The sequence below is a fragment of the Pseudoduganella umbonata genome (assembly GCF_014192225.1).
Classification (GTDB): Bacteria; Pseudomonadota; Gammaproteobacteria; order Burkholderiales; family Burkholderiaceae_D; genus Rugamonas; species Rugamonas umbonata.
The window spans coordinates 52,300-67,272 of the sequence record NZ_JACHXS010000007.1 but is presented as its reverse complement, the minus strand read 5'-3'; the positions used below and the strand labels follow the sequence as shown (position 1 = coordinate 67,272).

General features: G+C 66.1%; 11 protein-coding genes. 4 read left to right on the top strand and 7 right to left on the bottom strand.

Features of this window, described 5'->3' with window-relative positions:
• The first annotated feature begins 96 nt into the window (after positions 1-96).
• The 3 genes from mutM to mutY are packed head-to-tail and all read left to right on the top strand — an operon-like array spanning position 97 to position 4,027.
• On the top strand, positions 97-930 hold the full coding sequence (gene mutM, locus FHS02_RS18215; protein ID WP_137315774.1) for a bifunctional DNA-formamidopyrimidine glycosylase/DNA-(apurinic or apyrimidinic site) lyase: 834 nt from the start codon (positions 97-99) through the stop codon (positions 928-930).
• Positions 931-985: 55 nt separating this feature from the next.
• Positions 986-2,905: a dynamin family protein gene (locus FHS02_RS18210; RefSeq protein ID WP_137315773.1), complete on the top strand. Its 1,920-nt coding sequence runs from the start codon at positions 986-988 to the stop codon at positions 2,903-2,905.
• Positions 2,906-2,920: 15 nt separating this feature from the next.
• Positions 2,921-4,027, top strand: a complete 1,107-nt coding sequence (gene mutY / locus FHS02_RS18205) for an A/G-specific adenine glycosylase (RefSeq protein WP_221403893.1) — start codon at positions 2,921-2,923, stop codon at positions 4,025-4,027.
• A 15-nt stretch (positions 4,028-4,042) separates the two neighbouring features.
• Here the strand turns inward: mutY and FHS02_RS18200 are convergent, their stop codons facing one another.
• From FHS02_RS18200 to FHS02_RS18170, 7 genes are all read right to left on the bottom strand, one after another.
• Positions 4,043-5,173 carry a deoxyguanosinetriphosphate triphosphohydrolase gene (locus tag FHS02_RS18200; RefSeq protein WP_137315771.1) on the bottom strand — a complete coding sequence of 377 codons (1,131 nt, stop codon included), beginning with the start codon at positions 5,171-5,173 and terminating at the stop codon, positions 4,043-4,045.
• A gap of 3 nt (positions 5,174-5,176) precedes the next feature.
• Positions 5,177-6,796, bottom strand: coding sequence for a bifunctional shikimate kinase/3-dehydroquinate synthase AroKB (gene aroKB, locus FHS02_RS18195; RefSeq protein WP_307722210.1), 1,620 nt, complete (start codon positions 6,794-6,796; stop codon positions 5,177-5,179).
• Positions 6,797-7,042: 246 nt separating this feature from the next.
• The gene (locus FHS02_RS18190) at positions 7,043-9,175 is read right to left on the bottom strand and encodes a type IV pilus secretin PilQ (protein ID WP_229422314.1); all 2,133 of its coding nucleotides are present in this window, start codon (positions 9,173-9,175) and stop codon (positions 7,043-7,045) included.
• Positions 9,172-9,720, bottom strand: a complete 549-nt coding sequence (locus FHS02_RS18185) for a pilus assembly protein PilP (RefSeq protein ID WP_137315769.1) — start codon at positions 9,718-9,720, stop codon at positions 9,172-9,174. The genes FHS02_RS18190 and FHS02_RS18185 overlap by 4 nt, the downstream gene beginning before the upstream one ends.
• Positions 9,721-9,728: 8 nt before the next feature.
• Positions 9,729-10,430 carry a type IV pilus inner membrane component PilO gene (locus FHS02_RS18180; protein WP_137315768.1) on the bottom strand — a complete coding sequence of 234 codons (702 nt, stop codon included), beginning with the start codon at positions 10,428-10,430 and terminating at the stop codon, positions 9,729-9,731.
• 1 nt (position 10,431) lies between these two features.
• Positions 10,432-11,091 carry a PilN domain-containing protein gene (locus FHS02_RS18175; RefSeq protein WP_137315767.1) on the bottom strand — a complete coding sequence of 220 codons (660 nt, stop codon included), beginning with the start codon at positions 11,089-11,091 and terminating at the stop codon, positions 10,432-10,434.
• Complete coding sequence (locus tag FHS02_RS18170; protein ID WP_137317620.1) at positions 11,091-12,212, bottom strand: pilus assembly protein PilM; 1,122 nt, start codon at positions 12,210-12,212, stop codon at positions 11,091-11,093. The genes FHS02_RS18175 and FHS02_RS18170 overlap by 1 nt, the downstream gene beginning before the upstream one ends.
• Before the next feature lie 319 nt (positions 12,213-12,531).
• On the opposite strand from FHS02_RS18170, the gene FHS02_RS18165 reads away from it, so the two are divergent.
• The gene (locus FHS02_RS18165) at positions 12,532-14,865 is read left to right on the top strand and encodes a penicillin-binding protein 1A (protein ID WP_137315766.1); all 2,334 of its coding nucleotides are present in this window, start codon (positions 12,532-12,534) and stop codon (positions 14,863-14,865) included.
• The last annotated feature ends 108 nt before the right edge of the window (positions 14,866-14,973 follow it).

Here is a 14,973-nt window from a genome sequence, read left to right as displayed (position 1 = left end):
CTACGCCCAACCCATCGCCCGCGCGGCTTTGCACGTGTAACGCGCAGGCTTACCAGCAGTACAGCCAAACTATCGCCCGATTCTCCACCCGCTCCTATGCCAGAACTACCGGAAGTCGAAGTTACCCGGCGCGGTGTCGCGCCCCATATCGAAGGCCGCGCCGTGCGCGAGGTGGTGCTGCGCCGCGCCGGCCTGCGCTGGCCCTTCCCTGCCCTGCTGCCGGAGATCCTGGCCGACCGCACGGTGGCCGCGACGGGCCGCCGCGGCAAGTACCTGCTGGTGGAATTCGAACACGGCACGCTGATCATCCACCTGGGCATGAGCGGCCACCTGCGCGTGCTGCCGCCGGACGTGCCGGCGCAGAAGCACGATCACTTCGACCTGGTGGTGGACGGCCCGCAGGGGCCGCAGGTGCTGCGCATGACGGATCCGCGCCGCTTCGGTGCCGTGCTGTGGCACCCGAAGGAGGAAGGCGAGCTGGATTCGCACATGCTGCTGCGCGGGCTGGGCGTGGAACCGCTGGCGCCCGGCTTCACGGGCGAGCTGCTGTACCGGAAAACCCGCGGGCGCAGCGTGGCGGTGAAGTCCGCCCTGCTGGCCGGCGACATCGTGGTCGGCGTCGGCAACATCTACTGCTCGGAAAGCCTGTTTCGCGCGGGGATCAACCCGAAGACGCCGGCCGGCCGCATCGGCCGCGCGCGCTACGACAAGCTGGCGCAGGCGATCCGCGACGTGCTGGCCGAGGCGATCGTGCAGGGCGGCAGCACGCTGCGCGACTTCATCGCGGTCAACGGGCAGTCGGGCTACTTCCAGCAGTCCTACTTCGTGTACGACCGCACCGGCCTGCCGTGCCGCGTGTGCGGCGCGCCGATCCGGCAGATCAAGCAGGGGCAGCGTTCCACGTTCTATTGCGTGAACTGCCAGAAATGAGCCGTCAACGATGCGTTGCCTGGAGTGAGCCGACCATGAGGGTGGAACGACAGCCATGATGCGCGATCTCGAACAATACAGTGCCTGGCGCCAGGGCGTGGCGGCGGCGCTGCGTGCCTACCGCGACGGCGCGCAGGCGGCCGAGCTGCTCGATGCCGCCACCGCCCAGCGCATCGACCGCACGCTGGCGCGGCTGGCCGACGACAAGCTGTCGGTTGCCTTCGTGGCCGAATTCTCGCGCGGTAAATCAGAGCTGATCAACGCGATCTTCTTTGCCGATTACGGCCAGCGCATCCTGCCGTCCGCGGCCGGCCGCACGACGATGTGCCCCACCGAGCTGCTGTACGACCCGGCGCAGCCGGCCTCGATCCGGCTGCTGCCGATCGAGACGCGCGCCGCCAACCTGTCCACCAGCGACTACCGCGACGACCCGCGCGCCTGGACCGTGCTGCCGCTGAACGTGGACGCGGCGGCCGACATGCACGAGGCATTCCGCCAGGTCAGCCAGACCCGCGCGGTGCCGGTGGACGAAGCGCGCCGCTACGGCCTGTACGACCCGGACGACCCCGACCTGGCTGCCACCGTGGACGACGCGGGCATGGTGGAAATCTCGCGCTGGCGCCACGCGATCATCAACTTCCCGCACCCGCTCCTGAAGCAGGGCCTGGTGATCCTCGACACGCCGGGCCTGAACGCGATCGGCACCGAGCCGGAACTGACGCTGAACCTGATCCCGCATGCCCACGCGGTGCTGTTCATCCTGGCCGCCGATACCGGCGTCACGAAGAGCGACATCGAAGTCTGGCGCGAGCACATCGGCGCGGGCGCCGGCCGCATGGTGGTACTGAACAAGATCGACGGCATGTGGGACCCGCTGCGCTCGGAAGCGGAGGTGGATGGCGAGATCGCCCGCCAGCGTGCCCACGCGGCGCAACTGCTGGCCGTCGACGAGCGCCAGGTGTTCCCCGTTTCCGCGCACAAGGCGCTGGTGGCGAAGATCACCGGCGATGCCGCGCTGCTGGAGCGCAGCCGCGTCGGCCGGCTGGAACAGGCGCTGTTCGGCGAACTGATTCCGGCAAAGCGGGACATCGTGCGGCGGCGCCTGGCGGAAGACCTGGGCGCGCTGAACGGCGCGCAGGGCGCCATGCTGGCCGCGAAGCAGCGCGGCATCGCCGAACAGCTGCATGAACTGAACAGCCTGCGCGGCAAGAACCAGAACGTGATCGCCCACATGGTGCGCCGTGTCGAGGCCGAGAAAAAGGAATTCGAGGCGGGCCTGTTCCGCATGCAGGCGGCGCGCACCACGTTCACGCGCCTGTCGACGGAGCTGTACGGAACGCTGGGCATGGACGTGCTGCGCGACCACGTATTGCAGGTGCGCGAAGCGATGGCGCGCAGCCACTGGTCGGCCGGCCTGCGCGAGGCGGTGCGCATGTTCTTCGACAGCGTGCAGGCCGAACTGGAAGAATCGGACCGCAAGGCCGTCGAAATCCGCACCACGATGGAAGCCGTATACCGGCAGTTCTCCGCCGAGCATGGCGTGGCGCTGCCGCCGCCGCCCCAGTTCGCGCTGGCCAAGTACCGCGCCCAGGTATCGGATATCGAGCTGCTCTACCAGAAGCAGTTCGGCACCGCGGCGATGCTGACCACCAGCCGCGCCGTGCTGATGGAACGCTTCTTCGATACGATCGCCTCGCAGGTCAAGCGCTGCTTCAAGGCGGCCAACGCGGAGTGCGAAAGCTGGCTGAAGGTGATCATGGCGCCGCTGGAGGCGCAGGTCCGGCAGCACCGCGAACAGTTGAAGGGCCGGCAGGCGTCGATCGGCCGCATCCACGATGCGGCCGACACGCTGGAACAGAAAATCGACGCCTTCGAGCGCACGCAGCAGGCGCTCGAACGGCAGAAGGAACGGCTGGCCGCGCTGGCCGGCGCGATCGCGGCTGCCATCGAGGCGGAACCCGCGGCATTGGATTGATTCGGAAAGAGAATTTTGCAGTACGACGACCCTACTTTTTCGGCCGCGCTGATCGCGTGGCAGCAGCAGCACGGACGGCACACGCTGCCGTGGCAAAACACCCGCGATGCCTACCGCATCTGGCTCTCCGAGATCATGCTGCAGCAGACGCAGGTGGCAGCGGTACTCGGCTATTACTCGCGCTTCCTGGAACGCTTCCCCACCGTGCACGACCTGGCGGCCGCGCCGGTCGAGGACGTGATGGCGCAATGGAGCGGCCTGGGTTACTACACGCGTGCCCGCAACCTGCACAAGTGCGCGCAGCGCGTGGTGGCGGAATATGGCGGCGTGTTCCCGGCCGATCCGGCGCTGCTGGCCGAACTGCCCGGCATCGGCCGTTCGACGGCCGCTGCGATCGCCGCGTTCTCCGGCGGCGCGCGCGCCGCGATCATGGACGGCAACGTCAAGCGGGTGTTTGCCCGAGTGTTCGGCATCGACACCTTCCCCGGCGAACGCAGGACGGAAGAAGCCATGTGGCGCCGCGCCGAGGCGCTGCTGCCCGAGCAGGGCATCGAATCGTACACGCAGGGCCTGATGGACATGGGCGCCACGCTGTGCACGCGCAGCAGCCCGGATTGCGCGCGTTGCCCGATGCAGCCGCGCTGCGTGGCCTTCGCCACCGGGCGCACCAGGGAGCTGCCGGTGCGCAAGCCGAAGAAGGCGACGCCGGAAAAACACACGGTCATGCTGCTTGCCGTGCACGATGGCCACGTGCTGCTGGAACAGCGGCCCGGCGCCGGCATCTGGGGCGGCCTGCTGTCGCTGCCCGAGGTCGACGGCCATGTCGCGGCGGACGATGACGCCCATCCGCAGGTCGACGATGACGCGGTGGCGCAGGCGCTGCTGCCGTTCGGCACGGTCGAATCGCGGGAGCGCCTGAACACGGTCACGCACGTGTTTACGCATTACCGGTTGCAGATCGTGCCGATGCTGGTCACGCTGGCGCAGCGTGCGCCGCTGGCGGCGGATGGCCGCTACGTGTGGCTCGACACGGCAAGAGTGGCGGACGCGGCGCTGCCGGCGCCGGTCAAGAAACTGCTGGTCGAGCTGCTGGGCGCGAACGCGCAGGCACGGATGTTCTGACGGGGCGCTGCCGGGTCAGAGTTCCTCCAGCGAATACAGCTTCCGGTGCACATGGATCGCATAGCGGTCCGTCATGCCGGCGATGTAGTCGGCGATGCGCCGCGCCTGTTTCGTGGCGTCGCCGGACGGTTCCCGGTAATCCGGCGGCAGCAACTGCGGATCGGCCGTAAACGCATCGTACAGTTCGCGCACCATGCGGCTGGCCTTCAGCCGCATCCGGTTCACCTTGTAGTGGCGGTACAAGTTCTCGCGCAGGAAGCGTTTCAGCTCCGTCGCATCCTGGCGCATCGGGTCGGAAAAACGGATCAGCGGCGGCGCAGCGCGCACGTCGTCGATGCTCTGCGGGTTCGCCTCGGCGATGCGCTGCTGCGACGTGGCGATCAGGTCGTCCGCCAGCGCCGTGATCAGCCGGCGCAGCGTTTCGTAGATGGCCCGGCGGCCCGTCAGGCCCGGGTACTTGTCCTGCACCTCGCGCCACAGCCGGGCAAAGAAATCCACCTGCTCCAGTTGCGCGATCGTGATCAGGCCGGAGCGCAGGCCGTCGTCGATGTCGTGGCTGTTGTAGGCGATCTCGTCGGCCAGGTTCGTCAGCTGCGCTTCCAGCGACGGTTGTGTCCTGTCGAGGAAGCGCTGCGCCACGTCGCCGAGCTGCCGCGCGTTGTTGACGGAGCAGTGCTTGAGGATGCCCTCGCGCGTCTCGAACATCAGGTTCAGCCCGTCGAAGGCGCCGTACTGCTCCTCGAGGTGGTCGACCACGCGCAGGCTCTGCAGGTTGTGCTCAAAGCCGCCGTGCTCCTTCATGCAGTCGTTCAGCACATCCTGCCCGACGTGGCCGAACGGCGTGTGGCCCAGGTCGTGCGCCAGCGCGATCGCTTCCACCAGGTCTTCGTTCAGCCGCAGGTTGCGCGCCAGCGAACGGCCGACCTGCGCCACTTCCAGGCTGTGCGTGAGCCGCGTGCGGAACAGGTCGCCCTCGTGGTTCAGGAACACCTGCGTCTTGTATTCGAGGCGGCGGAACGCCGTGCAGTGGATGATGCGGTCGCGGTCGCGCTGGAACTGGCTGCGCGAGGCGTGCGCGGTTTCGGCATAGCGGCGCCCGCGCCCCTTGTCCGAATGTGCGGCGTAGGGAGCGAGCGCTTCTTCCATGGCTTACTCCACGCAGGCCGCGAGGGTGGCCAGCAGCGCCTCGTGCGGCGCCGTCGTCACGATGGCCGTGCCCAGCGGTTTGATGAGGATGAACTTGATGTCGCCGCCCTCGTTCTTCTTGTCGACTTCCATCAGCTCCAGCCAGCGGCCGATGCCCAGGTCCGGCGCCTTGACCGGCAGGCCGGCCGCGGCGACGACGCTGCGGATGCGCTCCAGCGTGGCGGCATCGATGTAGCCCAGCCGGTGCGACAGGTCGGCCGCCATCACCATGCCGCAGCCGACGGCTTCGCCGTGCAGCCAGGCGCCGTAGCCCATGCCGGCCTCGATTGCGTGGCCGAAGGTGTGGCCGAAATTGAGGATCGCGCGCAGGCCGCCTTCGCGCTCGTCCTGCCGCACCACGTCGGCCTTGATTTCGCACGAGCGGGCAATCGCGTACGCCAGGGCGGTGCGGTCGCGGGCCACCAGCTTCTCGATATTGGCCTCGATCCAGTCGAAGAACGGCTCGTCGATGATCGGGCCGTACTTGATCACTTCGGCCAGGCCGGCGGCCAGCTCGCGCTGCGGCAGCGTTTCCAGCGTGGAGGTGTCGGCCAGCACCACCTTCGGCTGGTAGAACGCGCCGATCATGTTCTTGCCGAGCGGGTGGTTGATGCCGGTCTTGCCGCCGACCGAGGAATCGACCTGCGACAGCAGCGTGGTGGGCACCTGGATGAAGTCGACGCCGCGCATGTACGAGGCGGCCGCATAGCCCGTCAGGTCGCCGATGACGCCGCCGCCCAGCGCGACCAGCGTGGTCTTGCGGTCGCACTTGTGGGCCAGCAGCGTATCGAAGATCTGCATCAGGCTGGACCAGTTCTTGTATTCCTCGCCGTCTTCCAGCACCACGGGAATCACGTCCTTGCCGGCCGCCGCCAGCGGCGCGGCCAGGCGCTCCAGGTACAGCGGCGCAACGGTCGTGTTGGTGACGATTGCCACCTTCCGGCCGCTCACGTGGCGCGCCAGCAGGGCCGCATCGTCGAGCACGGCCGGGCCGATCGAGATCGGGTAGCTGCGCTCGCCGAGGTCGACGTTCAGGAGGATATTGGTCTGTTCGTTCATGGAAGACTGTGCCCGCGTAATACAGTTCGGAGCGTCCTGGCACGCCAGGGCGTCGAGCTGGTTGATGATGATCTGCACCATCGATTGTACGTTAGGCCGGCCCGTATCGACGACGAGGCGCGCCATCGCGGTGTACAGCGGGTCGCGCTGGGCCAGCAATTCCTCGAGTTTCCGGCGTGGATCGGCGGTCTGCAGCAGCGGCCTGTTCTTGTCGTGGCCGGTGCGGGCGAGGATGCTGCTGATGCTGGCGCGCAGGTAGATCACGGTGCCGTGTTCCTGCAGCAGTGCGCGCGATTCGGGATTCAGGATGGCGCCGCCGCCGGTGGCCAGCACGATGCCCTGCTGGCCGCACAGGTCGCGGATCACTTCCGCCTCGCGGCGGCGGAAGCTGGCTTCCCCCTCGATCTCGAAGATCCACGGGATCGTGGCGCCGGTGCGCTCCTCGATCTCGTGATCGGAATCGACGAAGCGCATCCCCAGTTTGCGGGCGAGCAGGCGGCCGATCGTCGTCTTGCCGGCCCCCATCAGTCCTACCAAAAATACATTTTGCATCGCGGATCAGATTAGTGCGTATCGCACCATTGTAATCCGAGTGGCAAGCATGGCGGCCGCGGCATGGCCCCCGAAAACCGGTGACAGGCTCCTATTGATCTGCAATATTTCCCGAAAACCGGTGACAGACACCGGTTTTCCAGGAATATTTCCGGATAACTGGAGCCTGTCACCGGTTTTGACTGGAGCCTGTCACCGGTTCATGCCACCGGTTATGCTTTAGCGCGACGACAGCTTGTCGGCCACGATCTTCGGCGTGATGAACACCAGCAGCTCGGTTTTTTCGCTGGTGCGGCTGGTGGTTTTGAACAGGTGGCCGAGCACGGGCACGTCGCCCAGCAGCGGCACTTTCGACACGTTGTTGCGCTCGGTCTGCTGGTAGATGCCGCCCAGCACGACCGTACCGCCGTTTTCCACCATCACCTGGGTCTTCACGTGCTTCGTGTCGATCGCGAAGCCGGCGCGGGTTTCGGCGCCGACGCTGTCCTTGTTGACGTCCACGTCGATCACCACGTTGCCGTCCGGCGTGATCTGCGGGATCACTTCCAGGCGCAGGTTGGCCTTGCGGAACACGATCGACGTGGCGCCGCTGCTGGTGGCCACCTGGTACGGCAGCTCCAAGCCCTGCTCGATCGTGGCCACCGACTTGTCGGCCGTGACCACCCGCGGGCTGGAAATGATCTTGCCGGTGCCGTCCGCCTCCAGGGCCGACAGTTCCAGGTTCAGGAAGCGGTTCGCGGCCGAGTTGAACAGGCTCACGGCCAGGCTGCCCGCCGCCACCCCGTTGATGGGCGCCGCCGGCAGGTTGATGAACTGGCTGTTGACGAAATCGTTGGACGTTTCCGACGACACCACCTGCCCCGTCAGCCGGCCGGCGCCCGTCATGTTGCCGGACACCAGTGCATGGTTGCCGCCGGCGGTGCCCTTGAAGTCCGAGAAGCCCAGCTTGGCGCCCAGGTTGCGCGTAAAGCCATCGTTGGCTTCGACGATACGCGCCTCGATCAGCACTTGTCTGGTGGCGATGTCGGTCTTGGAAATCAGCTTGCGCACTTCCTCCAGCCGCGACGGGATGTCCGTCACGAACAGCTGGTTGGTGCGCGGCTCGATGATCGCGCTGCCGCGGCGCGACAGGATGCGGTTCTTCGCATCGCTGGCGCCATCGAGCCCGAACACCATCTTGAACGCCTCGGCCTTCTGGTAATTGAGCTGGAAGATTTCGGATTTCAGCGGTTCCAGGTCGGCGATCTGGGCACGCTGCTCCAGTTCCAGCTTTTCCTTGGTCAGCAGCTCTTCCTTCGGCGCGATCCAGATCACGTTGCCGTTCTTGCGCATGTCCAGGCCCTTGGCCTGCAGGATCACGTCCAGCGCCTGGTCCCACGGTACTTCCTTTAGGTGCAGCGTCAGGCCGCCCGTCACGCTGTCGGACGAAACGATGTTCAGGCCCGAGATGTCGGCCACCGCCTGCAGCGCGGCGCGCACTTCGATGTTCTGGAAGTTGAACGACACCTTCTCGCCGCGGTAGCCCTGGGTACCCTGCACCAGCTTGTTCGGGTCTTCCTTGATCGGCTTCACTTCCACCACCAGCTGCGTATCGCTCTGGTACACGTTCTGCTCCCACAGGCCGGCGGCTTCCACCTGCAGGCGCACGTTGTCGCCCTGCGGCGCCGTGGTCACGCGGGTGACCGGCGTGCCGAAATCGGTCACGTCCAGCCGGCGGCGCAGCGCTTCGGGCAGGCCCGTCTTCAGGAAATCGATGGTGACGCCCTTTGGGTTCTGCTTCACGTCGACCGCCACGGCGTTGCTCGGCAGGTCGACGACGATGCGCCCCTCGCCGCCCGTACCACGGCGGAAATCGACGGCCCGCAGCACGGGCTTGCCGGCTGCCTTGGCGGCCGCCGGGGCGGCGGCGGGCACGCCGCGCGCGTCGAGCGCCGCGGCCACGCCGCCCGATCCTTCGATCGTCAGGATCACGTTCTTGCCATCCACCACCGTCGCATAATTCAGCGCGCGCTTCAGGTTGAACACGAGCCGTGAGCGGTCGCCCGCCTGCACCGCGTTCACGCTGCGCAGGTCGCCGATTTCGATCTCCTGCGCCGTCTTCCCGGTGCCATTGCTGGTCTTGCCGAAATCGAGTGCGATGCGGGGCGGGTTCGCGGTGGCGAAACCCACCGGTGCCGCGGCGGGTGCATGGTCGAGCGCGATCTTCACGATCACGTTCGCGCCCTGCCGGCTGGCGCTCACGGATTCGATCGCATTGCCGGCCTGCGCGCGGGCCGGGATGCTGGCGAATGCGCAGGTCGATGCGATTGCCAGCACGGCGCCGAAGCGGCGCGCGGTGTCCATTGCGATCATTGGGGGTTCTCCTTGCTTTCCTGCAGTTCCAACGTGGCGATGCGCTCGACCCATTCGCCGCTCGCATCCTGTACCGTTTCCTTCACGTTCACGGCGGTTTCCGATACCGACGTGACGATGCCGTAGTTCTGGCCCAGCCGCTGGCCGGCCTGCACCTGGTAGACCGAACGGTCGATCTGCAGCAGTGCAAGCACGGTGCGGCCCTTCTTCAGCATGCCGACCATGTGCATCGTGTCGAGCGGGAAGCCTTCGAGCAGTTCCTTGCGCCGGTTCGTGTCCGGCGCCACCCCGGTGCCGGGGCGCGCGGCGGCGCGCTCGGTCACCAGCTTGTTCGGGTCGAATGGATCCGGCGCCTCGGCCGACGCATAGGCAAACGGCACGAACGTTTTCGGCTCGGACAGCGGCTTGACGGCGACGCGGGTCGTCGCGTCCACTTCCTTCATCCACTGGCGCACTTCCTGTTCGTCGCGGTCGCCGCAACCAGTCAACTGCGTCGCCATGAACGCGAACAGCAGCAGCGCGGCGGGATGCCTCGCCTGTTTCATCGTCGGCTTCATTTCTTCGCGCCCTTCTTCTTCTTCTCGGCCGCGGCCTTCTTCTGCGCCGCCACTTCATCCTGGTCGAGGTAGCGGAAGGTCTTGGCCACCGCGTTCAGCGTCAGCGCGCCATCCTTGTTCGTGACCAGTTCCATGTTGTTCAGCGTGACGATGCGGGGCAGGTTCGCCATGTCGCCGGCGAACGCGCCGATGTCGTGGTAGCTGCCGGTCACCTTGATGTCGATCGGCAGCTCGGCGTAGTAGTCGCGCGCGACCACCTGGCCGGGCTTGAACAGCTCGAACTGCAGGCCGCGGCCGACGCCGGCCTGGTTGATGTCCGACAGCAGGGCCGCCATCTCGGCCTTGCTGGGCAGCTGCTTCTCGAGGCGGACCACGTACTGGTCCACCTGGGCCTTCTGGGCCGTCAGCGCATCGAGGTTGATCGCCTGCGCCGTCTTCAGGCGGTACTGGTCGCGCAACTGCTGTTCCTGGGCGGCGCCCGCCTCCTGTTCCTCGAACTGGCTGCTCCAGTAGCCGAAGTAGCCCAGCACCATTACAACGATCGCAACGCCGATGCCGCACAGGATGCGCGGCGCCAGCGGCCACTGGCCGGGATGCACGCCGTTCAGGCCCTGGAATTGCGCGCCCAGCGAGTCCGCCAGGCGCCTCGGGTCGATCGTCTTGTCGACCGCCTTGTCACTGTGCTTTGCAGAAGCCATGTCAGCCCGCCTTCGCGGCACCGTTGCCGCTGCCGTTTGCGCCGTTGTTCGCGCCGTTGTTCGTACTGCCGCCGCTATCGCCGCCATCCTCGCCATCCTTGTCGCGCGGCCGCTTGATGCCGACGACGAGCGAGAATTCCACCACCTTGCGCGGGTTCTTCGCCTGGCCGATCACGCCCGCCTTCACTTCGATCAGGTCAGGCCGTTCCAGCCAGGGCGATGCGCTGGACAGGTTGCGCAGCAGTTCGGACACGCGCTCCTGCGATTGCGCGTAGCCGTCGACCGCCACGCGCTGCCCGTCCTGCCGGAAGCCTTTCAGGTAAATGCCTTCCGGGGTCTGCCGCACCAGTTCGTCGAGCAGGTAGACCGGCTGGTTGCGGTCGCCCTGCAAGTCTTCGACCGCCTGCTGGCGTGCCTTCAGCGCTTCGATTTCCTGCTTCAGCGTGGCGATGCGGGCAATCTTGCCGTCCAGCGCCGCGATCGCCGTCTGCAATACGGCATTGCGCTGCTCCTGCACCGCGATGGCGCGCGCGTTGTAGCCGCCCACCAGCAGCACGATGCCGATGCCGACCAGCGCCGACAGCACCATTAGCGCCATGAATGCGGCCTTGCGCTGCTTGCGCTTTTCCTCGCGATGCGGCAGCAGGTTGATGCGGACCATCAGTCGAATCTCCTTAAGGCGAGGCCGCAGGCGACCAGGTAGGCCGGCCCGTCGGCGCGCAGTTGCTGCTCCCGCACGCCCGGCGCCAGCACCATGCCATGGAACGGCGACGCCACCGCACTGGCGATGCGCGTGCGGCTGGCCACGATGTCCAGCAGGCCGGGCAGCATCGCGCAGCCGCCGGCCAGGAAGATCCGGTCGATCTTCGTGTAGGGCGTGGAAGTGAAGAAGAACTGGATGGCGCGCGTGACTTCCAGCGCGGCCGATTCCAGGAATGGCTGCAGCACGTCGGCCGCGTAGCCGGCCGGCAGGTCGGCGGCCGCCTGCTGGGTCGATCCCTGGCCGGCTGCCTGCAAACTCCACGCCTTCTTGCGCGCCTCCGCTTCCTCGAACGCCAGGCCATAGGCCCGCACGATGTCCTGCGTCAGCGAATTGCCGCCGAAAGGCTGCTCGCGTTCCCACACGGTCACGCCATCGATCAGCACCGAAACGTGGGTGGCCGAAGCGCCAATCTGGAACAGCGCGATCACCTGCCCCGCATCGGCGCCAGGGGTTTGCGCCGCAACGCGGGTGACCGCCGCGCGCGCGGCATACGATTCGATGTCCATCACCGATGCCTTCAGGCCCGATGCCTCGGCGACGGCGACGCGATCCTCGATCTTTTCGCGGCGGGCGGCGGCCAGCATCACTTCGATGTCGTCCTGCGAGCTGGCCATGGGCCCGATGACGTCGAAGTCCAGGCTCACGTCGTCCAGCGCGAACGGGATGTACTGGCTGGCCTCGGATTCGACCTGTACCTCGAGCTGTTCCTCGGAAAGGCCCGCGGGCAGCACGATCTTCTTCGTGATGACGGCGGCCGGCGGCATGCCCAACGCCACGTGGCGCGCCCGGGTGCCGCTTTTCTTCAGCAGGCGGCGTACCGCGTCGACCACCTGGTCCAGGTTTTCGATGTTGCCGTCGGCGACCGCACCGCGCGGCAGCGGCTCGACGGCGCACCGCTCGACGCGCAAGCCTTCCTTGCCGGCATCGGCCAGTTCGACCAGGCGTACGCCGGAGCTGCTGATGTCGAGCCCGACGAGCGGTGGCGCGGCACCGCCGAACAGCGTCTTCCAGTCTGGCATCATCGATGCGTTCCCCGCCTGGCACGGCAGGGAGACCGCCCAGGAATAATTAGCAAAAAGTGAAAAAATCGTTTGAAAACCGTCGCTTACGTGAATAATTCCGGACGGCAAGATGGATGCTAGCAATTCCAGCGGGCAACTGTAAAGGTATTTCCGTGGAGCACAATTACTTTCATGTGCGCGAGAAGCCACACTATTTGACGTGTATGTAGCCGGGCGGCTAACACAGTTGTCGGGTTGTTCACCAGCGCCGGAGTGGCGCGCTGGCAAGAGCGGCTCGCTTATAATGCCTGCACAAAATTTCAAAGGTTTTCCCCGCATGACTCCTCCGAACAACGCTTCCAAGAAGGTCAGGTCCAAGTCTCCGAAGAATCTGCTGCTGATGGCACTGGGTTCGGTGGTCGGGCTGGTGCTCGTCGCGGTGCTGCTCGTCGTGTTCGGGCTGGCACTGGCTTACCCGAGCCTGCCTTCGCTCGATACGCTGACCGACTACCGGCCCAAGATGCCGCTGCGGATTTATTCGGCCGACAACGTGCTGATCGGCGAATTCGGCGAGGAACGCCGTAACCTGGTGCGCTTCAAGGACATCCCGGACGTAATGAAAAAGTCCGTGCTGGCGATCGAGGACGACCGCTTCTACGAGCATGGCGGCGTGGATTACCTGGGCATCCTGCGCGCGGCATTCCACAATGCCACCGGCGGTGCACGCCAGGGCGCATCGACGATCACGCAGCAGGTCGCGCGAAACTTCTTCCTCTCCAGCGAGCAGACGCTCAAGCGCAAGGCCTATGAAGCGCTGCTGGCCTGGAAGATCGAGCAAAACCTGACGAAGGACCAGATCCTCGAGGTCTACATGAACCAGATCTACCTGGGCCAGCGGGCCTATGGCTTCGCGTCGGCGGCGCAGATCTATTTCGGCAAGGACCTGCGCGACATCACGATCGCCGAAGCGGCGATGCTGGCCGGCCTGCCGAAGGCGCCGTCGGCCTACAACCCGGTGGTCAATCCGAAGCGGGCCAGGACGCGCCAGCAATACATCCTGCAGCGCATGGCGCACCTGGGCTACATCACGCCGGCCCAGTACGAAGAGGCGAAGAACGAACAGCTGAAGGTGAAGACCGACAGCAGCGAGTTCGGCGTGCATGCCGAATACGTGGCCGAGATGGCGCGCCAGCTCGTCTACGAACAGTTCAAGGAAGATACCTATACGCGCGGGCTGAACGTGTTCACCACGATCACGAAATCCGACCAGGATGCCGCCTACCTGGCGCTGCGCAAGGGTGTGATGGATTACGAGCGCCGCCACCCCTACCGGGGACCGGAGGCCTATGTGGACCTGCCGAAGAACCGTGCCGAGGCCGACGAGGTGATCGAGACCGAACTGGCCGAGCACCCGGACAGCGACGACATCGTGGCCGCGATGGTGCTGTCGGCATCGCCGACGAAGGTGACGGCGATGACCGCTTCCGGCGAGGAGATCACGATCACCGGCGCCGGGCTGGCGATGGGCAAGGCCTGGCTGTCGGAAAAGGCGGCGCCGAACAAGCGCATCCGCCGTGGCGCGGTGATCCGCGTGATGCAGGAGGAAAAGGACTGGCAGATCACGCAGATGCCGGAAATCGAATCCGCGTTCGTGGCCGCCAGCACCGAGGATGGCGCGATCAGGGCGATGGTGGGCGGCTTCGACTACAACCGCAATAAATTCAACCACGTGACGCAGGCATGGCGCCAGCCCGGTTCGTCGTTCAAGCCGTTCATCTACTCGGCCTCGCTGGAGCGCGGCTTGTCGCCGGCCACCATCATCAACGATGCGCCGATTTCCTTCGATGCCGGCCAGACGGGCGGCCAGCCCTGGGAGCCGAAGAACTACGACGGCCGCTACGAAGGCCCGATGACGATGCGGCGCGGCCTGACGAAGTCGAAGAACATGGTGTCGATCCGCATCCTGCACAGAATCGGTGCCAAGTATGGCCAGGATTACACCACCCGCTTCGGATTCGAAGCTGACAAGAATCCTCCGTACCTGACGCTGGCGCTGGGCGCCGGCGCCGTGACGCCGCTGCAGATGGCCGGCGCCTACGCCGTGTTCGCGAACGGCGGCTACAAGGTCACGCCTTACCTGATCTCGAAAGTCACCGATGCCAACGGCCGCATCCTGTCGCAGGCCGCGCCGGATCGCGCCGGCGTGGAGGGCAATCGCGTGATCGACGAGCGCAACGCGTTCCTGATGGATTCGATGCTGCGCGACGTGGCGCGCTACGGCACCGCCGCGAAGGCCCAGCAGATCCTGAAGCGCCCGGACCTGGCCGGCAAGACGGGTACCACGAACGATTCGATCGACGCCTGGTTCGCCGGCTACCAGTCGAAGCTGGTGGGCATCGCCTGGATCGGCTATGACCAGCCGAAGAACCTGGGCAACCGCGAGACGGGCGGCGGGCTGGCCCTGCCGATCTGGATCGGCTACATGCAGAAAGCGCTGAAGACCATCCCCGTCGAGGAACGGCCGGTGCCGGACGGGATCGTGATGGCCAACGGCGATTATTACTATGCCGAGAATCCGCCGGGCGTCGGCGTCGAGAGCCTGGAAGGCGCGACGCGTGGTACGCCGGAAGAAGAAAAAGCGCGCGACGCCGTCAAGAACGAGCTGTTCTGATTCAAGAACAGGGACGGACCCCCCATAAATAGGCATAAATAGGGACGGCCGGATCGCCGGACCGCCTGTTTTCAAGGAAATTTCCTTAAAAACAGGCGGTCCGGCGTC